Origin of the sequence: Brachybacterium tyrofermentans, assembly GCF_014897585.1 — a bacterium.
Taxonomy (GTDB): domain Bacteria; phylum Actinomycetota; class Actinomycetes; order Actinomycetales; family Dermabacteraceae; genus Brachybacterium; species Brachybacterium tyrofermentans.
Genome location: NZ_JABUXW010000030.1, coordinates 21,402 through 42,416, shown reverse-complemented (window position 1 = coordinate 42,416; position 21,015 = coordinate 21,402). Strand labels below are relative to the sequence as shown.

Here is a 21,015-nt window from a genome sequence, read left to right as displayed (position 1 = left end):
GAGCTGGAGCTGGAGCTGGAGCTGGAGCTGGAGCTGGAGCTGGAGCTGGAGCTGGGGCTTGTGGCGTTGGGAGTCGTGCGTAGGGCGTGAGACGAGAGGCGCGAGCCGCGGGGCGCGGTTCAGCGACCGCGTTTGTCGAGGATCCGGGCGAGCAGGGTTCCCGCCCCCTGGATGAGCATCACGGCCACGATCATCAGGACGATCGTGGTGTACATGAGGTCGTACTCGTAGGTCTGGTAGCCGTAGCGGATCGCGAAGTCGCCCACGCCGCCGCCGCCGACCACGCCCATGATCGTGGAGTAGCTGACCATCGAGATCGTGACGGTGGTCAGGCTCAGCACCAGGCCGGAGCGAGCCTCGGAGTACAGGAAGCGCACCACCAGCTGCAGCGGACCCGCACCGAGGGACCGGGCCAGCTCCACGGTCTGCTCCGGGACCTCCAGCAGAGTCTGCTCGGAGAAGCGGGCGTAGAGCGCGGCGGCCACGAAGGCGAGCGGCACCGACGCCGCGGTGGTGCCGAAGGAGGTCCCCACCAGCCAGCGGGTGACGGGGATCAGGGCCACGACGAAGAGCAGGAAGGGCACCGAGCGCACCACGTTGACGTAGGTGTTGAGCACGGTGTGCAGCCAGCGGCGCTCGAAGGGCCCGCCCGGGCGGGAGAGGTACAGCAGGGTGCCCAGCGGAAGGCCGACGAGGACCGCCGCGAGCATCGAGTTGCCCAGCATGTAGCCGGTCTCGACGATCGACGTGATGATCTCGCCGCGGTACTCGCCCAGCCGGGTCAGCAGATCGTTCATGCCAGGTGCTCCCGGGCGCGGTCGGCATAGCTCCCGGTGCGCTCGCGCGGCGGGGGCGGCGTGACGTCGATGAGGGCCTCCAGGTGCCCGCCCTCGAGCACAGCGGCCCGGTCGCAGGAGGTCTTGATGACGTCGAGCTCATGGCTGACCAGCACGATCGTGGTGCGGAACTCGGCGCGCACGTCCCGCAGGACGGACATCACCTCATCGGTGTGCCCGGAGTCCAGGGCCGACGTCGGCTCGTCGGCCAACAGGATCTGCGGCCTCGTCACGAGCGCTCGCGCGATCGCGACGCGCTGCTTCTCGCCGCCGGAGAGTCGGCTGGGGTGCTTGTCGCGGTGGCCGGCCATGTGCACGAACTCGAGCATCTGCATCGCGGTGTCCCGCCCGCGGCGACCCTGCAGGCGCAGCGGCATCGAGACGTTGTCCAGGACGGTCGAGTTGCCGAGCAGGTTGAACTGCTGGAACACCATGCCGATGCCGCGCCGCCGGGCACGCTGTGCACGGGGCGGGAGGGTGCTGAGATCCTCGCCGCCGACCAGCACGGTGCCCGAGGTGGGCGCCTCGAGATGGTTGATCAGGCGCAGCAGGGTCGACTTCCCGGACCCGGATTCGCCGACGACGCCGAACATCTCGTTCTCGGCGATCGTGAGGTTGATGCCCTCCAGGGCGGTCACGACGGACCGGCCCTGCAGGAAGGTCTTGGCGACGTTCTGGAACTCGATCATCGGCTCTCACGAGGGGGAGGGTCGAGCCGTGCGCCGGGATCGGAGGACCGGGGTCGGAGGACCGTGGCGAGGCGGCTCGAAAGGGTTCTCTCAGCGTACCGAGCGCGCTGGTCAGGAGGCTATGTGCTGCATCACGTCGACCTCAGCCCTGAGCGGACTCCCCGGCGTCTGCGGACTCGTGGAGCTCGACGACCGGCTCGTCCGGGCCGCGCAGCAGCTTCGAGACGGGGCAGCGGGCGTGGGCGGCCTCGAGGAGCGGCTGTGCCTCGTCGGCCGCCATCGCGTCGATCGTGACCAGGGCTCGGGGCGCGAAGAGGTACCCGCCCGACGGGTCGCGGTGCAGGCCGACCTCGACGCTCACATGGCTGTCGTGGGGCAGGCCGTGCTCGGAGAGGACCACGCGCAGCGTCTCGCCGAGGCACGTGCTCCAGGCCATGGCGAGGAACTGCTCGGGGTTGAACCCGCGAGCGGGCGTCGTCGGCCCGCCCGTGGGGAGCGAGACCTCGGGGGCCGACGGGGTTCTCGCGGGCACCTCTGCGGCAGGACGCCCGGAGTCGGGGCGCGCTGCGGCGGGATCCTCCGCGGCGAGAGCAGCGGGTCCGTCGTGCACACGCACCTGGCCGGAGGTGCCGCCGACGTTGTCCACGCGGGCGACGTACAGCGCATCGGTCCGGGGGCCGCGCGGAGCGGACTGGGCTGGGGCTGGGGCTGGGGCTGGGGCTGGGGGCGTGGCCGGATTCGTGGCCGGATTCGGGCTCGAGGGCTGCACCATGGCCTCAGGTTAGTGGGGTGTCGCGCCTGGCGAGATCACGCCACCTGATCCGACGGCGCGAGCCAGGTGTTGCACTGGGCGACGTCGCCGTCCGACTCGAAGCCGACCGTCAACCATCGCACGCGGGACGCCGGTTCGAGGCTGTGGGGCTCGTCCTCCGTGGGCCAGGTCGACTCGTCGAGCAGGGTCTCGATCATCTCCGGCGTGGGCTGCGCCTCCGCGGGCAGCTGCATGGTCGAGGCCGCCGCGAGGCAGCGCATCTGCAGGTTGTAGCGGCGCCAGGCCTCCTCGGCGCGCTCCGGATCGTCCGCGAGCTTCTCGTCGAGCGCGTTGAAGTAGAACGCCAGCGAGCTGTTCCAGGTCAACGTGTTCATGTACAGGTACGAGAGGTCCCACGCATAGGCGCCCGGCACTGCGGCGGGATCGGTCTGCTCGGCTCCGGTGCCGTACCCCGCGGGCCAGTAGATGGTGAAGTCGAGATTGCAGACCCGCGGGAAGTCCTCCTCGAAGGAGTCCGGCTCACAGGGGGAGCTGGGGATGTCCGGGTAGGTGTAGACCTGGACCGACGGCCCGTCCCAGGGCAGTCCGCGGTCGGAGCTCGCGCTGGACCACAGGAAGTTCAGGCAGTCGTTGGCGGCGTCGAGGGTGGCCTGCAGCTCCTCCACGGTCTGCTCGACAGGCGTCTCGGGGATCTCGCAGCTGCTGATGTCGGGCAGGGACCCCGTGGTCAGCGGGTTGTTGGCCATGACCGCCCAGACGTCCTCGGCGTCGCCCTCCACGGTGTCGAGCGGGGAGATCCCGACGAATGTCGACTCCGCCGGGTCCGTCGAGAAGTCGGTCTCCTCGGGCTGCGTCGACGTCGATTCGGGGTCCGACGGGGCGGCGCCGGGGGAGTCGGGCTCGCCGCCGCGCTGGAGCGTGAGGTAGAGGACGCCTCCGCCGATCACGAGCAGCAGCATGGCGATGCAGCCGAAGGCGACCGCGATCAGCGCCCAGCGACGTCCGGGGGACGGCTGTCGCCCCGGGGCCTGCTGCCCGGTGGGTCCGACGGTGCCCGGTGGGCCGCCCGGGCCCATCGGTCCGCCCGGCCCGCCCTGTGGGGAGGCGCCGAGCTGTCCGTTGTACTGCGGAGCAGGGGACGATGCGTTGTACGGGGAGGCGCCGGGGTGAGCGTTCGGGTGGGGCTGGTCCGCTCTCCACGCCTGGTGGGTCGCGTCGGGATCGACGCCCTGCCCGCCCCAGCCCTGCGGCTGATCACGGTTGCTGCCGCCCCCGTACCCCGGTGACCCGTCATGCGGCGCGCGGTCCCCTGTGCCCGACATGCGTTCCCCCTTGCGTTCCCCGGTTGTTGCAGATCGCAGGATATCCGGGGATGACGCAACGGGTAGGGGAACTGTGGGCTCAGCACTGCGGAACGGCCGGCGCCGGCCCTCCCGGAGCGCACGAATCGGGCCGCTCCGCCCTGCTGACGTGGGCCTTCATCAGGATCGAGGCAGGAGGTCCCGATGCGGTCACGAGGTGGCGCCCGTCGGCCCCCACCCATGATGCGTGCGCGCCGCCTTGACAAAAGATCGAACAGACGTTCGACTGAGCGGTATGCGATGGAGTGGACAGGCGATCGACGGTGAGCAGCGCTCCCAGGCCCTGCTCGGGATGAAGGGACTGGTGCGCAGCGTGCGCACCCCGGAGTTCCAGGGCGTCACCTTCCACGAGGTGACGGCGAAATCGGCGCTGAACCGCGTGCCCGCCTCGAGCTCGATGCCCTTCGACTGGAGCGTCAATCCGTATCGCGGCTGCTCCCACGCCTGCGTCTACTGCTTCGCCCGCAGCACGCACAACTATCTCGACCTCGACGCGGGCGCCGACTTCGACCAGCAGGTCATCGTGAAGGTCAACGTCGCCGAGGTGCTGCGCGCCGAGCTCGCCAAGCGCTCCTGGAACCGCGAACTCGTGGCACTGGGCACCAATACCGATCCGTATCAGCGCGCCGAAGGGCGCTACGGGCTCATGCCCGGGATCATCTCCGCCCTCGCCGACAGCGGCGCACCGATCTCGATCCTCACCAAGGGCACCCTGCTGCGGCGGGACCTCCCGCTCCTGACGACGGCCGCGCAGCGGGTCCCGGTGGACCTCTCGATGTCGATCGCCGTCTTCGACGACGACCTGCAGAAGGCGATCGAGCCGGGCACGCCGACCACCGCCGCGCGGCTCGCGACCGTGCGCGCCGCGGCCGACGCCGGCTTCCGCGTCACCGTGTTCCTCATGCCGATCATGCCGTGGCTGACCGACTCCGACGCCCAGCTCGACGAAGCCCTCGCGCAGATCGCCGCGGCTGGTGCGGAGCGCGTCGTCTTCGGGGCGCTGCACCTGCGGCCGGGCGCGAAGGAGTGGTTCCTCCAGTGGATCGAGCGGGAGCATCCCGAGCTCGCCACCGGATATCAGCGTTTCTACGGCCGGGAGTCCTACGCACCGGCGAGCTATCGCAGGAACCTGTCCCAGCGGGTGCGGCCGCTGCTGCAGCGCCACGGCCTGGAGGTCCACGAGGACGAGGATCAGCCCGAGCAGCGACGAGCCGCCGCCGGCAAGGTCGCCCGGGCCGGCAGAGTGCGGCCCGCACCGGCTGCGCTGGACCTGGTCCCTCAGCCCTCTCTGTTCTGAGAAGTACGCGCGTTCTGAGAGGCTGCTCTGAGACGAGCGGATGTTCGGAGGCAGTGGGATACGAAAATGCCCCTCACTGGCAGGTGAGGGGCATTTCTTCGGCGGAGGATAGGGGATTTGAACCCCTGAGGGCGTTAACCCAACACGCGTTCCAGGCGTGCGCCATAGGCCGCTAGGCGAATCCTCCAGCGCTCGTAAGAGCAGGCATCAGCGTACCTGACACCCAGGGGTGGTGCGAACCGAGCGGGCGCAGGTCACACTCGCCCCTCGCCGAGGCGGGCATGGCCCATCGGATCGCGCCATCGGCCGGCTCAGATCTCGTACTCGAGGAGCTGATGGTACGTGCGGTTGCGGTAGACCAGCGGCTCGTCGTTCGCGATCTCCGCACGATCCGCGGCGACGATCACGAGGTGGCTGCCGCCGGCCGGCACGCGTTCCAGGATCCGGCCGCTGATCCACCCGGCGGTGCCCTCGAGGATCGGCTCGCCGGTGGGAAGCTGATGCCAGTCGACCTGGGCGAAGCGGTCGATCCCCGAGGTCGCGAACACGGTGGAGACCTGGCGCTGGTCCGCGGCCAGCAGATTCACCGTGACCGTCTCGGCCTGGCTGAGCGCCGGCCACGAGGACGACGTGTCGTTGATGGAGAACGCGAGCACGGCAGGCTGCGCGGACACGGAGATCACGGACGTCGCTGTGAATCCGAGGGGTCGGGTCCCGTCGGTCAGCGTGACGACGGCGACGCCGGCGGGGTGGCGGCGGAAGAGATCGGCGAAGGTCGCGCGATCCAGGGCGCCGTCGGCGCTTGCGGCAGTGGCGCTGGTCGTGGCGTCGGACGACATGAGGTGTCCTCCTCGAAGTTGTTCGGCCCGGGGGCTCCATGGTCCACGCGGTGCGTGCGGTGCGTGCGGTGACAGGAGCGAACCTAACGGGCCGAGCCGTCGTGCCGCCATGAATGTGACGGCGGAAGACTTGAGTGCGCGATGGCGGCGATGGCGGCGATGGCGGCGGGTGCGGGTGCGGCCGCCGTGCGATGCCAGTACTACGGCCAGAGGACCGATCCGCGGGGGCGGAGCGGTCCTCTGGTCGGCAGAACTGGGCGGGCCCGGAAGGACGGGCGGTGCTAGGTGCGTGCTGCGTACGGCGTGCCCGACGGGCGGGCGTCGCCGGTGGGGTCAGTCGTCCTTCTCGGGGTGACGGACGATGTTGACGACGGCGGCGACGAGGCCGCCCCAGACGGTGATGATCGCGATGGACATCATGACGATGGCGGAGACGGACATGGTCACTCCTTGCTGAGGGGGATCGACGAGATCGACGGGGTCAGTGGTGCCGACGGGATCTGCTGCGGGGCGGTGCTCACCACTGGGCAGACCGCAGCTCGTGGGGAGTGGTGGCCTCCGGGGTGGAGACCAGGCCCTTGCCGGCCACGACCTCGGGGGCGACCGGGTCGCCGTCGGAGTCGTCCTTGAACAGGTTCGACCTGGCGGGCCACGGGATCAGCGACAGCCCGATCGCCACGACCACGAGGCCGATCGCCATCAGCCACCCGAAGACGAACACGAACCAGCCCGGGTATTCCCCGTATGTCGTCGGAGCCGTGAGCAGGTCGATCGTGCTGAGGACCAGTGAGGCGCCGAGCACGATCGGGGCGATGCCGCCCACGCACACGATCCACCAGGTGCGGATCGGGAAGGTGCCCTTGACGTTGAGGTGATCGCGCAGCGTGGGCAGGCCCCGCACCACGTAGGTGACGATGATCGTGGAGACGAGGGCGGCGGCGACGATGCCGTACTCGTTGGCCCACTTGTCCAGCACGTCCAGCAGCGGCAGACCCATGGTGGTGGAGAACAGCGCCGTGGAGACCACGGCGAGCGGGATGCACACCCACAGCGTGGCAGGGATGCGGGCGAAGCCGAACTTGTCCTGGATCGCGGCGATGACCACCTCGACGATCGAGATCAGCGAGGTGAAGCCGGCCAGCACCAGCGAGCCGAAGAACAGCACGCCGATGACGGCGCCGGCAGGCGCCTCGCTGATGATCGTCGGGAAGGCGATGAAGGCGAGCCCCACGCCGTCGGTCACGACCTCGTCGATCGCGACGCCCTGCGCCTGCGCCATGAAGCCCAGCGCCGAGAACACGCCGATCCCGGCGAGGATCTCGAAGCTCGAGTTCGCGAAGCCGACCACCAGACCGGAGCCGGTGAGGTCGGTCTTCTTCTTCAGGTACGAGGAGTAGGTGAGCATGATGCCGAAGGCCACGGACAGCGAGAAGAAGATCTGCCCGTAGGCCGCGATCCACACCTTCGCGTCCAGCAGCGCCTCCCAGTTGGGCTTGAAGAGGGCGTCGAGGCCGTCGATCGCGCCCGGGAGGAACAGGGCCCTCACCACGAGGATCACGAACATGATCACCAGCAGCGGGATGAACACCACGGAGCTGGCGGAGATGCCCTTCTGCACACCGAGCGACATGACGACGATGACGGCCAGCCACACGACGATCATGGAGATCAGCACGGCGGGCACGATGTCGAAGGAGATCGTGGCGTCGGCGCCGCCGAGGGCCTGGGTGTACTCCCCGAAGAAGCCGGCAGCGTCATCGCCCCAGCGCTGGTCGAAGGAGAAGATCGTGTAGTTCGTGGCCCAGGCCAGGATCAGCGCGTAGTACAGGGCGATGATCAGCGCGATCAGCACCTGCCACCAGCCGATGAACTCGGTCCAGCGCCTGAAGCGACGCCACGCCATCGGCGCGGAGCCGCGCCAGCGGTGGCCGATCGCGTAGTCGAGGAACAGCAGGGGGATGCCGGCACTGAGCAGGGCGACGAGATACGGCAGGATGAACGCGCCGCCGCCGTTCTCGTAGGCCACTGCGGGGAAGCGCCAGATGTTGCCGAGGCCCACTGCGGAGCCGATGGCCGCGAAGATGAACGCGGTGCGTCCGGAGAAGGCCCCGCGGTCGGCGCTCGAGGCCGGTGCGGCAGGGGAGGGGGATGTTGCGCTCAAAGGTGTCGCCTCCGAAGGCTTGCGCGGAAAGGGTTGCTCCCCCCGGATCGCGCCGAGGAGCGGGGGCTTGAGGGGGAGCTCGGGGGAGCTCGGGGAAACGGGCAGGGCGGACCCGGCAGGACGCCGGGACGGCGCACGGTCAGCGGGTCTCGCGCCCGTGCGAAGGCCGATGGTGCGCGGCCGGGACGGGTGGGCGGCCGCACATCGTGCCCGGATGATACTCGTCCTCGGGGCCCGCCCGCAGACCGGCCTGCCTCAGCCGGCGGCCGTCGACATCAGTCGGCGGGCGGCGGGGGAGGCGTCGGTGCCCCGGTCGGCGGAGCGACCCGGGGATAGGACCTGCTGCCAGCGCCCGCAGGTGCGGTGGAGGAGCCGGCGTCCGTCGGCGCCCCGGCCACGGCGGCCGTGGTCCCGGCCCCCGCGGCGGCACGAGCCGGCGACGGGTCCCAGCCGGCGTCGACCACGCGACGCTGCATGAGGATGGCACCGCCGAGGATCACGGCGCCGACCACGATCAACAGGATGATGCCGGGCAGAACTCCGGTGCGGGCCGAGTAGCCGATGAGGATGCCGAACCAGCCGAAGTCGGTGTCGCCGAAGGTGGTGTTGGCCGATCCGAAGGAGCCCAGCACCTTCAGCAGCAGCGCCGGCAGGAAGGTGACGAGCAGACCGTTGACGAAACCGCCGGCGACCGCGCCGCGTCGGCCGCCGGTCGCATTGCCGTAGACGCCGGCCGCGCCACCGGTGAAGAAGTGCGGCACCAGGCCGGGCAGGATCAGGGCGAGCCCGAGCACCGGGCCGAGCCAGACGCCGAGGACCAGCAGGCCCACGAGTCCGCCGGCGAAGCTCGAGAGGAAGCCGATGAGCACCGCGTTCTGGGCGTAGGGGAAGACGATCGGGGCGTCGAGCGCCGGGATCGCGCCGGGGACCACCTTGGCGGCGATGCCCTGGAAGGCGGGCACCAGCTCGCCGAGGATCGTGCGCACGCCGAAGAGGATCACGGCGACGGCGATGCCGAACTGGAGGCCCTGGGTCACGGACTGCATGAGGTAGTTGCCGACGTCGGTCGCGCCGCCCTCGAAGGCGTCGAAGGCGGTTCCCTGCCCGGCACGTGCCAGGTAGACGACGGCGACGACGAGGTACATGAGCACCATCGACAGGGCGGTGGCGACCATCGAGTCACGCAGGAAGCGCAGGGACTCGGGGACCTTGAGGTCCTCGGTGGAGCGGCTGCGGCCCTTGGGGTCCACGAGCCGGCCGACGGTGCCTGCGGCGATGTAGCCGGCGGTGCCGAAGTGGCCGATCGCGATCGAGTCGTCCCCGGTGATGCGGCGGGTCCAGGGCTGGGCGAAGGCCGGCAGCGACACCATGAGGATGCCCAGCAGGACCGCGCCGAGGACCACCACGACCACGGTCGGCATGCCCGCCGAGGCCATGACCACCGTGATCAGCGTGGCCATGAACAGCAGGTGGTGGCCGGTGAGGAACACATAGCGCAGCGGCGTGAAGCGGGCCAGCCCGATCGCGACGATGAAGCCGAGGATCATCAGCCATGCCACCTGCGCGCCGAACTCCTCCTGGGCGATGCCGGCGATGGCCTCGTTGGTGGGGACCACGCCCTGGGCGCCGAGGGCGCCCTGGATCATGGTGCCCAGCGGGGCGAGGGAGGCGGTGACGAGGGTGGCGCCGGCACCGATCAGCAGGAAGCCGAGGATGGCCTTGAGGGCGCCGCCAGCGACCTGGCCGGCGGACTTGCGCAGGGCGATCAGGCCGATTGCGGTGATGATGCCGATGAGATAGGCGGGGACGCTGAGGATCTCGTTGACGAGGAACTCGGCGATCGTGACGAGCACGTTCATGGTCTTGCTCCGTGGGGTGGGAGGGACAAGGAGGAGCGGGGGCGGCCCGCTGGGGCTCAGATGGCCCCGGGGTCAGGCGGTCATGATGCGGACGGCGAGTGGTCCGGCGGCCTGGATGCAGTCGGTCCGGATGCGGACGTCCGAGATCAGACCGCGTAGACGCGCCGCAGCACGGCGTCGATCTCCGCCTGGGAGGTGAAGTTCTCGATGATCTCGACGCGGACGCCGACGTCGCCCAGGGTGTCGGCGATGGCGCCCGAGGTGAGGATGACGTCCGCCTCCTTGGCCCGGCCCTTGGCGGAGATCGTGTCGGTGGCCTGGATGTCGAGGTAGGAGGACCAGCCCCAGCGGTCCAGGACCTGCTCGGCGGTGTTCTTCAGGAACAGGCTGGTGCCCAGACCGTTCCCGCAGACGGTGAGGATCAGGTTCTTCGAGGGGACCGCGTCGGGGTCGACGACGGCGGGGTCGGAGTCGGCCGACGCCGCGGACCCGTCGGCCCCCGCGGTGGCCGCCATGCTCGCGTCGGTTGAGCCGGTTGAGCCGGTTGAGCCGGTTGAGCCGGTTGAGCCGGTTGAGCCGGTTGAGCCGGTTGAGCCGGTTGAGCCGGTTGAGCCGGTCGCGTCGGCTGGGCCGTCGGCACCGAGGGCGGCGAGCACCTCAGACGGGGTCGACGCGCTATCCAGTGCGCGACGTCCCGCCGGATCAGCCAGCACCCCGGCCAGGGCGGCGAGGGCCGCCTGGTGGGCGGAGCTGTCCGCGGCGGCGAGCGCCATGACGAGGGTGACGGGGTCGTTGGCCGCGTTGCCGAAAGGGATCGGCTCGGCCAGGCGCACGAACGACAGCGCCGTGCGCAGCACGGAGTCGTCGGGGCGGGCGTGCGCGAGGGCGAAGCCGGGCGCGATGACGATGTAAGGACCGTGCTCCTCGACCGTGCGGATCATCGCCTCGGTATAGGAGCCGGTGGTGGCCTCGGCGGAGACCAGCAGGTCCCCGGAGAGCCGGATCGCGGCGCGCCAGTCCTGCGCCGGGGCGTCGAGGAGGATCGCGGTGGGGTCGACCAGATCGCTGAGCTGGGACATGGGGAAGGACTTCTTCCGACGAGGGGATTCGCTGATGCGAGGGCCGACACTACGCGGTCGCGGGGACTGTGCGGTTGCCGGGACCGTGCGGCCGCCACAGCGGGAGTCCGCACTGGCCGCGCATGTCACAGCCCGAGGAACCGCGGACGTCACGACCCTGCAACACGGTGGATATTTCTTCTCGACCGAGCCGTTCATGCCTATTGTCGTCCCCATGCCTTCTCAGCCGACGCCTTCCCCGCAGACGTCCCCTCGCCCGGTGCCCTCGCGTCCGGCGCACCCGGAGACCCAGCACACCGAGGTGTCCACCGCCTACCTCCGCCAGCTCGATGACGAGCGGGAATCGGCGATGCGCACCGCGTCCCATCCGGGCTCGTCGTTCGACGGGGCGAGCATCGCCTTGCACGACCGGCTCGAGGAGCGCGTCGCGGCCGACGGTCCCGGGATGATCGACCTCATGCTCGACCTCGCCGAGCACCCCGAGGTCGCCTTTCAGGAGCACCGCTCGGCGCGCGCCATCGTCGACGTCCTCGCCGAGCACGGCATCGAGGCGCAGCTGGGCGTGCACGGCCTGGACACCGCGATCCGTGCGGAGATCTCGGGAACCGGCGCCGGGGGCGGGAACGGCGGGGCCGACGGGCCGACGCTCGCGATCCTCTCCGAGTACGACGCGCTGCCCGGCGTGGGCCATGGCTGCGGCCACAACGTCATCGCGGTCATGGGGCTGGGCGCGTTCCTGGCCCTCTCGGCGCTGGCGAAGGCCGACCCGTCGGCCGTTCCCGGACGGGTCGTGTTCCTCGGGACCCCCGCCGAGGAGGGCCACACCGGCAAGGAGTACATGGCGCGAGAAGGCGCCTTCGAGGGCCTGGACGCGGCCGTGATGGCCCACCCCTACGGCTATGACCTGGCCGATCAGACCTGGCTGGGGCGTCGGACCCTCACCGTCGAGTTCCACGGGCACACCGCCCACGCCTCCGCGCAACCGTTCATGGGCCGCAACGCCCTGGACGCCGCGAACCTCATGTACCAGGGGATCGGGCTGATGCGGCAGCAGACCCCGCCGTCGGACCGCATCCACGCGGTGATCCGCGAGGGCGGCGAGCGCGCGAGCGTCGTGCCGGACTACGCCAAGCTCGATCTGTATGTGCGCTCGCAGCGCCCCGAGACCCTCAAGGATCTCTCGACGCGGGTCGACGACGTGGCCCGCGGCGCCGCCCTCATGGCCGGCGTGGGCGTGACCGTGCGCTGGGACGAGCATCCGCCCTCCCTCCCGGTGCGCACGAACGAGGCGCTCACCGGGCGCTGGGTCCAGGCGCAGCGCCGCCGGGGCCGCGACCCGCTGCCCTTCGGCGTGGTCTCGCCGATCCTCGCGGCCTCCACCGACTTCGGCAACGTCAGCTACCGCGTGCCCGGGATCCACCCGGTGATCCGGATCGCCCCGCCCGAGGTCGCCCTGCACACCCGCGAGTTCGCGACCTGGGCGGTCTCCGAGGACGCCCGGTCCGCAGCGGCCGACGGGGCCTACGGCCTGGCGGCCACGGTGCTCGACGCCCTGCACGATCCGCAGCTGGCCACCGCCATGGCCGCCGAGTTCGAGGAGGCCGGCGGCGCGATCGACGTGCCCGGCTTCTTCGACTGAGTGCTCAGGTTCGACTGACTATGCAGGGTCGACTGGCCGCTCAGAATGGCCGGCCGCCGAGACCCCGCAGACCCTGACGCCTCTCCCCGTCGGCCCCTGTGCCGGCATCCCTCCCCGCCCCTCCGCCCGACTCGTCTGGAGTCCCCATGAGCAAGACGACATCGACACCGCCGGCGACGACCGGCATCACCGACAAGATCCTCAACGGCGTGGAGAGGGCCGGCAACAAGCTGCCCGAACCCTTCATGCTCTTCCTGGTGCTCTTCGCGGTCACCGGCATCGTGTCCACCGCGATGGCCGGGAGCGGCGTGGTGGTCTCCGTGCCCGGCTCCGAGGAGCCCACGGTCATCAAGGGCCTGTTCACGGGGGAAGGGCTGACCTGGCTGACCACCACCCTCGGCGAGAACTTCATCGGATTCCCCCCGCTGGTGACCGTGCTGCCGATCCTGCTGGCGATCGGCATCGCCCAGCATTCCGGGCTGCTCGCCGCCGGGATCCGCAAGCTGTTCGGCACCTCGCCGGCCTGGCTGCTGCCCTACGTGGTCGGATTCGTCGGCGTGATCTCCTCGATCATGGCCGACACCGCCTTCGTGGTGGTCCCGCCGCTCGCGGCCCTCGTGTTCAAGGCCGCCGGCCGCCACCCCGTGGCCGGTCTGCTGGGCGGCTTCGCCGCGGCAGGCGCCGGCTACTCCACGAACATCTTCCCGACCTCGCTGGATGCCCTGTTCGCCGGCATCACCACGTCGGTGATGGGCGCCCTGCCCGGCTTCGAGACCACCGCGGTCAACCCGGTCTCGAACTGGTTCTTCAACATCACCTCGTCGATCATCCTGGGCTTCGTCGCCGGGTTCATCATCGACAAGGTCCTCGAGCCGCGCCTGACACGTCAGGGCATCAACCGTGACGAGGTCGCCGTCGAGGGCGCTGCCGACAGCGCCGAGAGCGCCGAGCAGATGCGCGCCGCCCTCACCCCCGAGGAGAACAAGGGCCTGCTGGCCGCGGTGATCAGCGCCGTGGTGCTCACCGCGATCTTCCTCGTGGCGTTCCTGGTCCCGGACTCGCCGTGGCGCAACGAGGACGGCGGCTTCCTGCCGAAGTCCCCGCTGCTGAGCTCGATCGTGTTCATCGTGGTCGCCTACTTCGTGGTGCTCGGCCTCGCCTACGGGATCGCCACGAAGACGGTGCGCTCCACCCGGGACGCCGTGGACATGATGACCGAGTCGCTCAAGGAGATGCTGCCGTTCGTGGTGCTCGCCTTCGTGCTGGGCAACTTCATCGCCCTGTTCAACTGGTCCGGCATCGGCACCTGGATCGCCGTGACCGGCGCCGCCGGGCTCGAGGGCGTGGGGCTGACAGGGTTCCCCGCCGTGCTCGGGTTCATCCTCCTGGCCAGCTGCCTGAACCTGTTCATCATCTCCGGCTCCGCCATGTGGGCGATCATGGGCGCCGTGTTCGTGCCGATGTTCGCGCTGATCGGCTACGAGCCCGCCTTCACCCAGGCGGCGTTCCGCGTGGGCGACTCCGCCACCCAGGTCATCACCCCGATGAACCCGTACATGATCGTGCTGCTGGGCATGATCCGGAAGTACGAGCCGGGCGCGGGCCTGGGCACCCTGATGGCGCGCATGCTCCCGTTCGTCATCCCGTTCTGGATCGTGTGGACCGTCATCCTCGCGGTGTTCTTCGCGTTCGACCTGCCGCTGGGCCCGGGCAACGGGATCTTCCTGGAGAAGTGACGCCCGGCAGGCGGGGCCGAGCGGGCCGGGCTGAGCGGACCGAACGGGCCGGTCAGCTGACGATGGTGGCGTCGTCCCGTTGGGAATCCAGCAGGTGCTGACGCGAGTACCCGGTGATGCCGATCGTCTGCGCCCGTCCCGGATCGGAGACCAGGATGTTGCCGTCGGAGTCCGTGCCCTGGGCGACGACGAAGTGGCCGTAGTCGGCCTCCTCGCCGATCAGCGTCCCGTGATGGACGTGCAGGATCACCACCGATCCGCTCGCGGCGGCATCCACGCCCTCCTCGAACATGGAGTGCGTGGCGGTGCCGTCGTACTCCCGGATCCCCGCCTCGAGGTCCTTGAGGTAGGCGCCCCAGTAGTCCACGCTCTTGGCGGACGCGTCGCCCTGGGGAGACAGGCCGCAGGCGACGCGCATGTCCTCGACCGCGGTGGCGTTGCCGCCCACGGTCGCGCCCTCCGGCCCGGAGACGTAGTGCTCCGGTGCCTTGCCGGCGGCGACCAGGGCGATCACGGCCGACGTCGGGCCGCAGTTCTCGCCGTCCCAGGGGCCGGTGCCGCCCTGATCGACGACGACGAGATCGCTCGCCACCTTGGCCTGGGCGGTCGCGAACAGGCCGGTGGTCGCGGCGAGGCCGACGAAGCCCAGACCGCGGAGTGCGGCGCGCCGGCTGATGGGGGTGGTCATGGGGCTCGTCATCCGGGATCCCTCCGATGAGTACCTGGTGGTCGCGACGGGGACGTCGTGGCGGGAGCGCCTGGGTCGCAGGTCGAGCTCCCTCGTGACCCACGCTGTGAGAGACCGGGCGCCCGCCGCAAGACGTGCGTGACGCACCACGCGGGGTGTCACGCGCAACAGGGGACGGGATCGGACCGAGACGCCGGCTCCCCTGCAGGTCAGAAGGGTTAGAAGGGTCAGAAGGGTCAGGGGCAGAAGGGGCAGAAGGGGCAGACGGGCAGGGGCGGAAGAGGCAGACGGCAGGGGGCAGGGGGCAGGGGGAGCCTGCGAGATCAGGGCGGACCCGGGGGAGCCCCGGCCCAGGTCGAATCGTCCGAGTCGTCCGAGCCATCCACTCGTCGAGTGCGACCTTGACGCTGGCGTCCTGGAACCTTGAGATCCCGAAGGTCGCACTCGCCGGAGCGCTCCAGGGGGAGAGTGTTCACCCGCGCGGGGGAGGTGGGGCGGCGCCGATGAGCGAAGTCTCGGGACATGACCACAACACCGAATCCACGCCCACGCCCCACGACACCGAGATCACGCCCCGGAATCACTACGGGCCCTCGCCTCCACGACACTGCGGGCCCGCGCCTCCACGACGCTGCGGGGCAGCACCCCCACGACGCTGCGGGGCGGCGCCCCCTCGACACTGCGGGCCTGCGCGCCGACGGCACGGCGGGGACACGCCCCGACGACGCCGAGCGAGCAGCGCCCCGCTCCCTCCGGATCCTCCTGCTGCTGGGCACGCTCACCAGCCTGATCAGCGCAGCCCTCGGGATCCGCTGGCTGATGGCCCCTGACGCCGCGCTGTTCACCGCCTCGGCCACGCCGCCGCCCCTGCTCGAACTGATCGGCGCAGGCCCGCTGTACACCCTGCAGATCGTCGTGGCGCTGCTCGGGGCGGTGGTGGGGGTCGTCGGCCTGTCCCGTCGGCCCGGTCCCGCCCTGGCGGTGGTGGGCGGCCTGCAGGTCGCCCTGTTCGGACTGGGCTTCGCGAGCTTCATGACGCTCGCCCAGACCGGATACCTCATCGCCCTGTCGATGCCGATCCTGCTGAGCGCGGTCGGCGTGCTGCTGGTCCTCCACGGAGGCCGGGCCCGGTGGGTCGTCGGCGTCCCCCTGCTCGCCCTGCTGATCCTGGGCGCCGTCGCCGGCGCGGGGACGATCGCCCACCTCGCCTCGATGATCCTGCCCAGCCTGCTCGCCACCGGCCCCCTGATCGTCGCCACGGCGCACTTCGTCGTCGCCGGCGCCCTCTGGGCCGCGATCTCCCTGCTCGCACTGCGCGACACCGGGACCCTGCGCGCGCTGGGGGCGTGGACAGTGCGCCGACGCAGGATCCTCACGCTGATCGCGGCCTGCGGCCCGCTTCCGTACGCGCTGCTCCGCCTGACCTGGCTCACCCCGTGGCCGCTGCTCGGCGGGGAGATGGCCGCCGGCGATCCCTCCGTGCGCGTCTGGGGGCTCGCGCTCTCGACGGGCGCCTGGCTCGGCGTGCTCCTCACCATCGGCCTGATCCGCCCCTGGGGCGAGGTGTTCCCGCGCTGGTTCCCCGCCGTCGGCGGGCGCCCTGTCCCCGTCGCCTTCGCCGCCATCCCCGGGTTCACGGTCGCCGCCCTGCTGTGCTTCGCGGCGGTACCAGTCATGCTCAGCGCGTCCGCACTCGGCCTGGCGACGGCGCTCGAGTTCGCCCTGGTCTTCCCCTGCTGGCTGTGGGGCCCTGCGCTCGCGCTCGCCGTGTGGGGGTACGTCGGCCACCGCCGGTCGACCATCGACCCTCGCGCCGGAGGCCCCGCCTCGGCCAGGATGGGGGCGTGAGCAATCGACGGCAGGTCCGACAGCAGGGCAGCCGCTTCGCGTGGCTGATGACGGGCGCGGCGATCGGGACGACCGTCGTGCTCGTCCTCGCGCTCGTGGTCCCCGTGCCCCGTCAGCAGCTGCTGCCCGTCCCGCTCCTCCTGCCGGGTGTGCTGCTGGCGATCCTGCTGGGCGGCCTGCTCGGTCTGGTCCCCGGGGTGAGGGAGCTCGAGGTCACCGCTGCCCGCTCGATGCTCGGCGTCGACTCCGAGCTGGTGGTGCCCTCGCGGCCGGGCCTCGTGCACCGTGCGCAGGACGTGGTGTGGGTGCAGCTGCACCTGCTGCTGGGGCTTCTGGTCGCGGCCTTCCTGACGATGCTGCTTCCCGCCTCGGTGCTCACCCTCGTCGAAGCGCTCCGCGGTGGGGAGAGCACCCTGGTGCCGACGGCGAGCACGGCGGCCGGACGGTTCGGCATCGCCGCCGCCGCACTGCTCTCGGCCGTCCTCTCCCTGGCAGCCTTCCTCCCGCTCGGACGGCTCGCCGCCCGGCTCGCGCCCCGGCTGCTGGGACCCACCTCCAGGGACCGTCTCGAGCTGGCCCTGGCCCGGATCGATCGGGAGTCCGAACGCACCCGCATCGCCCGCGAGCTGCACGACGGCATCGGCCACGCCCTCACCATCGTCAGCATCCAGGCGGCCGCCGGTGGGCACGTCATCGCCCGTGACCAGGACGCGGCCGCGCAGTCCCTCGCGCAGATCGAGGCCACCGCGCGCGAAGCGCTGCTCGATCTCGATGAGGTGCTCGCGGGCCTGCGCGACGAGGCGGCCGACGGGGAGGCGGCCGACGGGGAGGCGGCCTACGGGGAGGTGGCCGACGGGGGAGCCGCGCCTCGCCTGGACCGGGTCCTCGAGGACCACCGGCGGGCAGGCCTGGATCTGCGCGCGAGCGTGGCGGTCCCCCGAGGCCTGTCCCGTCTCCAGCACGAGCACCTCGCCCGGATCGTCACCGAGCTCCTCACCAACGCGCACCGCCACGGCGGCGCCGGTCCGGTGCAGCTGCGCGTCGCCGAGGGCGCGGCGGCGACGGGAGAACGCGTCGTGTCCGTCGAGACGAGCAATCCGCTGTCGACGACGGCCCTGCGGAGAGATGATGCTCGCTCGGAGGGCTCGGAGGGCTCGGAGGGCTCGGAGGGCTCGGAGGGCTCGGAGGGCTCGGAGGGCTCGGAGGGCTCGGAGGGCTCGGAGGGCTCGGAGAGCTCGAAGGCGTCGGGTGTCTCGAAGGTTCCGGAGGCTTCGGCGTCCCGACGCCGCGGGCGCGGCCTCGCCGGACTGCGGGAGCGTCTCGAGCTGTGGGGTGGCACGCTGGAGGCCGGACCGTCCGACGGCAGCTGGCGCGCACGCGCCGAGCTCCCGATCCTCTCCGAGAGGCCCCGACATGACCCCTGAGCCCGACGGCGTGACCAGCACGGGCAGCACGGTGGCCTCCGGCGCGGGCGCGGGCGCGGGCGCGGGCGCGGGCGCGGCTGCAGGTGCGGGATCGGGCCGCACCCCGGTCCGCATCCTGCTGGTCGATGACGAGCCCCTGGTCCGCCAGGGCATGAGGATGATCCTCGATGCCGAGCAGGATCTCGAGGTGATCGGCGAAGCCGACGATGGCGCCGACGCCGTGCAGTTCGCCCGACGAGAGGCCCCGGAGGTGGTGTGCATGGACGTGCGCATGCCCGAGATCGACGGGATCCGCGCCACGGAGCTGCTGCTGCGCCTCCCCGAACCGCCGAAGGTGCTGGTCGTGACCACCTTCGAGCACGACGGGTATGTGCTGGACGCGCTCCTGGCAGGGGCGTCGGGCTTCCTGCTGAAGCGATCCCGCGCCGAGGAGATGGTGCAGGCCGTGCGCACGATCGCCCACGGAGACAGCCTGCTGTTCCCCGGCGCCGTACGCACCCTGCTGCAGCCTCGCGCGGCCACCGCGGCGTACACCGGTCCGGCGTTGACCCCGCGGGAGACGGAGGTGCTCGAGGCCGTGGCCCGCGGGTCGAGCAACGCCGAGATCGCTGCGCAGCTGGTCCTGGGCACCGAGACCGTGCGCACCCACGTTGCCTCCGTGCTGCGCAAGCTCGGTGCCCGTGACCGCACTCAGGCCACCGTCGTCGCCTACCGAACCGGGCTCGTCGAGCCGTGAGGTCGCGCCGCGCGACGCCTTCCGAGCGCTGCGGGCTCGGCGACGCCTGAGCGCGCCTTGTCCTCCGCGCGGGCCGCACGCAGGATGGAGGGATGAGCGATCTCGCCGCACGCCTCCGCGCCCTGCCCGCGTTTCCCGACGTGATGCCTGAGCTTGATCTCGCGACGCTGCCCATGGACCCGACCGAGCTGTTCCTGACCTGGCTCGAGGAGGCGATCGCGAGCGGTACCCGCCAGCCTCACGCGATGACGTTCCAGACCCTGCTGCCGGGCGGAGCCCCCGTCGGCCGCACCCTGATCCTCAAGGACCTCGACGAGACCGGCTTCCAGATCTCCACGCGCAACACCTCGGCCAAGGCGCATCAGCTCGCGGAGGATCCCCGCGCGGCCATGACCTTCTTCTGGCGCGAGAGCGGACGGCAGGTGCAGGTCACCGGAGTGGTCACTGCCCTCGGGGAGGACGTCTCGCAGCGGGACTGGCTCGCCCGCCCCACCTCGGACGGGACCCCGAATCCCGACTGGCAGGTCTACGCCGTGCAGCCGGAGCGGATCGAGTTCATGCAGGCCCGCGCAGATCGGAATCATGTGTATGTCAGCTACCGTCGAGAGGACGGCTCCTGGCATCACGCCCAGGGCAGATGACGGAAGGACGACATGGCGAGAGCGCACATCTTCTACCCGCGGACCCTGCAGCGCAGCGGCCTCGTCTTTCTCGTGGGCGGCCTGGTGGCAACCGTCGTGCTCGCCCTTCTGCACGGCGGCATCTCCTGGAGCAACTTCGGTCTGCTCTACATGGTCGGCGGCGCCGCGATGATCATCGTCGGTCGCGTGCTGGAGGCACGAGCTCGCCGCAGGGGCCGGGCCGGGACCGCTGACCGCCGTCCGTAGTCCTCCGAGCATGTTCCTTCGGCCATGTTTCTCCGACCGTGTTCCGAAAGGTGCCATCGAGGTGGAACCTTTCGGAGCACGGCCGCGTTCGCGTTCCCGTTCGCGGTCTAGGCCCGAGTGCGGGGCGGGGCGGGTCAGGGTGTCGGCGGATGTTCTGCGATGCAGAACAGGTTCCCCTCCGGATCGGCGAGTGTCGTCCACTGGACGTGCGGGTACTCGTCGAGCACATGCCACCGCACCACGGCGCCGAGCGAGACGGCACGGTCGACCTCCTGCTCCCGCTGCCCCCAGGGCACGGTCAGGTCGAGGTGCGAGGACTGGCGATCCGGTCGGGGAGAGTCGCTCGGCTGGATGAACATCCCGAAACCGTGGGCACCGGCCGGGGCGATGTACACGCTGTTCCCGCCGGGCTGAGGATCCCCGCCCGTCAGCTGCGACCAGAATTCGGCAAGGTGGTGGGGATCCGAGGTGTCGAGGTTGTAGGCACCCAAGGTGACCTGCGACTGTGTCATTGCTGGATCCTCGCACGGTGGGAGGTCAGGATCTGTCCTCGTGATGCAGACCCTTGTCGGGCTGACAGGCGCGGTGAAGTCCGTCGGCGTGCTGGTCGCTGCGAGGCAGCGCGAAGCGCCGGTGCGGACGGCCGTAGGCCGTGACGGTCCCGGCAGCGGCGAAGCCGATCTTCTCCAGCACCCGCGCCGAGGCAGGGTTCTCGGCGTCGGCCACCGCCACCAGGCGCGGGATGTCGAGCGGGCCGAACGCGGCGTCCACGCACAGCTGCGCAGCCTCCGTCGCCAGGCCCCGCCCCCAGGCGTCGCGGGCGAGGGTGTAGCCGAGCTCGGTCCCGAACCGGGTGACCTCCAGTCCGGCGTCGCCGATCAGTCCGCCGGTGCCACGGTCGATCACCGCCCAGAACGCGAAGCCGCGCTCGCTCTGGTGGCGGCGGTAGTCCGTGATCATCTGCGTCGTCGTCGCCGGCGAGACCGCCTTGCCGTCACCGACGTATCGCATGACCACGGCGTCGCCGTAGATCCCGTGCGCGGCTGCGGCGTCGACCTGCTCGAACGGGCGCAGCAGCACGCGCTCGCCGACCAGGGGAAAGACGAGGGACGTGCGGGGCGTGCGCGGCATGAGGGCAGTGTGCGGTGCGCGGGCTGCGGTGGT

The 21,015-nt window shown here is 70.9% G+C and carries 20 protein-coding genes and 1 tRNA gene; 8 read left to right on the top strand and 13 right to left on the bottom strand.

Translation table 11 applies throughout. The annotated features are described in order from the left end of the window. Positions 1–119: 119 nt before the first annotated feature. The 4 genes from INT49_RS17755 to INT49_RS17740 form a co-directional block, all read right to left on the bottom strand. Positions 120–797, bottom strand: coding sequence for a methionine ABC transporter permease (locus tag INT49_RS17755; protein ID WP_193119081.1), 678 nt, complete (start codon positions 795–797; stop codon positions 120–122). Continuing rightward, positions 794–1,525, bottom strand: a complete 732-nt coding sequence (locus tag INT49_RS17750; protein WP_193119080.1) for a methionine ABC transporter ATP-binding protein — start codon at positions 1,523–1,525, stop codon at positions 794–796. Before INT49_RS17750 ends, INT49_RS17755 begins: the two co-directional genes overlap by 4 nt. 142 nt (positions 1,526–1,667) lie before the next feature. After that, the gene (locus INT49_RS17745; protein WP_193119079.1) at positions 1,668–2,297 is read right to left on the bottom strand and encodes an OsmC family protein; all 630 of its coding nucleotides are present in this window, start codon (positions 2,295–2,297) and stop codon (positions 1,668–1,670) included. A 35-nt stretch (positions 2,298–2,332) separates the two neighbouring features. Continuing rightward, positions 2,333–3,619: a hypothetical protein gene (locus tag INT49_RS17740; RefSeq protein WP_226850874.1), complete on the bottom strand. Its 1,287-nt coding sequence runs from the start codon at positions 3,617–3,619 to the stop codon at positions 2,333–2,335. A 274-nt stretch (positions 3,620–3,893) separates the two neighbouring features. On the opposite strand from INT49_RS17740, the gene INT49_RS17735 reads away from it, so the two are divergent. After that, the gene (locus tag INT49_RS17735; RefSeq protein WP_193119078.1) at positions 3,894–4,955 is read left to right on the top strand and encodes an Rv2578c family radical SAM protein; all 1,062 of its coding nucleotides are present in this window, start codon (positions 3,894–3,896) and stop codon (positions 4,953–4,955) included. A gap of 102 nt (positions 4,956–5,057) precedes the next feature. Here INT49_RS17735 and INT49_RS17730 read toward each other — a convergent pair. The 6 genes from INT49_RS17730 to INT49_RS17705 all read right to left on the bottom strand — a co-directional run bounded on the left by INT49_RS17730 (position 5,058) and on the right by INT49_RS17705 (position 10,893). After that, positions 5,058–5,142: transfer RNA gene (locus INT49_RS17730), tRNA-Ser, on the bottom strand. 124 nt (positions 5,143–5,266) lie between these two features. Beyond that, on the bottom strand, positions 5,267–5,794 hold the full coding sequence (locus tag INT49_RS17725; protein WP_193119077.1) for a flavin reductase family protein: 528 nt from the start codon (positions 5,792–5,794) through the stop codon (positions 5,267–5,269). Between the two features lie 333 nt (positions 5,795–6,127). Then, positions 6,128–6,235: a methionine/alanine import family NSS transporter small subunit gene (locus INT49_RS17720; RefSeq protein ID WP_193119076.1), complete on the bottom strand. Its 108-nt coding sequence runs from the start codon at positions 6,233–6,235 to the stop codon at positions 6,128–6,130. A gap of 76 nt (positions 6,236–6,311) precedes the next feature. Next, positions 6,312–7,955 carry a sodium-dependent transporter gene (locus INT49_RS17715; protein ID WP_193119075.1) on the bottom strand — a complete coding sequence of 548 codons (1,644 nt, stop codon included), beginning with the start codon at positions 7,953–7,955 and terminating at the stop codon, positions 6,312–6,314. 275 nt (positions 7,956–8,230) lie between these two features. After that, positions 8,231–9,814 carry a PTS ascorbate transporter subunit IIC gene (locus tag INT49_RS17710; protein ID WP_193119074.1) on the bottom strand — a complete coding sequence of 528 codons (1,584 nt, stop codon included), beginning with the start codon at positions 9,812–9,814 and terminating at the stop codon, positions 8,231–8,233. A 146-nt stretch (positions 9,815–9,960) separates the two neighbouring features. After that, positions 9,961–10,893, bottom strand: coding sequence for a PTS sugar transporter subunit IIA (locus INT49_RS17705; RefSeq protein WP_193119073.1), 933 nt, complete (start codon positions 10,891–10,893; stop codon positions 9,961–9,963). Positions 10,894–11,152: 259 nt separating this feature from the next. Between INT49_RS17705 and INT49_RS17700 the strand changes: the two genes are divergently transcribed. Continuing rightward, positions 11,153–12,532 carry a M20 family metallopeptidase gene (locus tag INT49_RS17700; protein ID WP_404801957.1) on the top strand — a complete coding sequence of 460 codons (1,380 nt, stop codon included), beginning with the start codon at positions 11,153–11,155 and terminating at the stop codon, positions 12,530–12,532. Positions 12,533–12,678: 146 nt separating this feature from the next. Further along, positions 12,679–14,268, top strand: a complete 1,590-nt coding sequence (locus tag INT49_RS17695) for an AbgT family transporter (protein WP_193119071.1) — start codon at positions 12,679–12,681, stop codon at positions 14,266–14,268. A 52-nt stretch (positions 14,269–14,320) separates the two neighbouring features. Here INT49_RS17695 and INT49_RS17690 read toward each other — a convergent pair whose 3' ends face one another. Continuing rightward, positions 14,321–14,956 (bottom strand): cysteine peptidase family C39 domain-containing protein, encoded by a 636-nt coding sequence (locus INT49_RS17690; RefSeq protein ID WP_193119070.1) that lies wholly within the window; start codon positions 14,954–14,956, stop codon positions 14,321–14,323. A 522-nt stretch (positions 14,957–15,478) separates the two neighbouring features. On the opposite strand from INT49_RS17690, the gene INT49_RS17685 reads away from it, so the two are divergent. The 5 genes from INT49_RS17685 to INT49_RS17665 all read left to right on the top strand — a co-directional run bounded on the left by INT49_RS17685 (position 15,479) and on the right by INT49_RS17665 (position 19,851). After that, complete coding sequence (locus tag INT49_RS17685; RefSeq protein ID WP_193119069.1) at positions 15,479–16,804, top strand: hypothetical protein; 1,326 nt, start codon at positions 15,479–15,481, stop codon at positions 16,802–16,804. Beyond that, complete coding sequence (locus INT49_RS17680) at positions 16,801–18,228, top strand: sensor histidine kinase (RefSeq protein WP_193119068.1); 1,428 nt, start codon at positions 16,801–16,803, stop codon at positions 18,226–18,228. Before INT49_RS17685 ends, INT49_RS17680 begins: the two co-directional genes overlap by 4 nt. After that, positions 18,218–18,964, top strand: a complete 747-nt coding sequence (locus tag INT49_RS17675) for a response regulator transcription factor (protein ID WP_193119067.1) — start codon at positions 18,218–18,220, stop codon at positions 18,962–18,964. Before INT49_RS17680 ends, INT49_RS17675 begins: the two co-directional genes overlap by 11 nt. A 92-nt stretch (positions 18,965–19,056) precedes the next feature. Beyond that, positions 19,057–19,605 (top strand): pyridoxine/pyridoxamine 5'-phosphate oxidase, encoded by a 549-nt coding sequence (locus INT49_RS17670; protein ID WP_193119066.1) that lies wholly within the window; start codon positions 19,057–19,059, stop codon positions 19,603–19,605. A 12-nt stretch (positions 19,606–19,617) separates the two neighbouring features. After that, positions 19,618–19,851, top strand: coding sequence for a hypothetical protein (locus INT49_RS17665; protein WP_193119065.1), 234 nt, complete (start codon positions 19,618–19,620; stop codon positions 19,849–19,851). A 134-nt stretch (positions 19,852–19,985) separates the two neighbouring features. Here INT49_RS17665 and INT49_RS17660 read toward each other — a convergent pair whose 3' ends face one another. Continuing rightward, a complete protein-coding gene (locus INT49_RS17660; protein WP_193119064.1) occupies positions 19,986–20,363 on the bottom strand; it encodes a VOC family protein in 378 nt (125 codons plus the stop codon). Positions 20,364–20,388: 25 nt separating this feature from the next. Continuing rightward, entirely contained in the window at positions 20,389–20,982 is a 594-nt protein-coding gene (locus tag INT49_RS17655; RefSeq protein ID WP_193119063.1) for a GNAT family N-acetyltransferase, read from the bottom strand. Between the last annotated feature and the right edge of the window lie 33 nt (positions 20,983–21,015).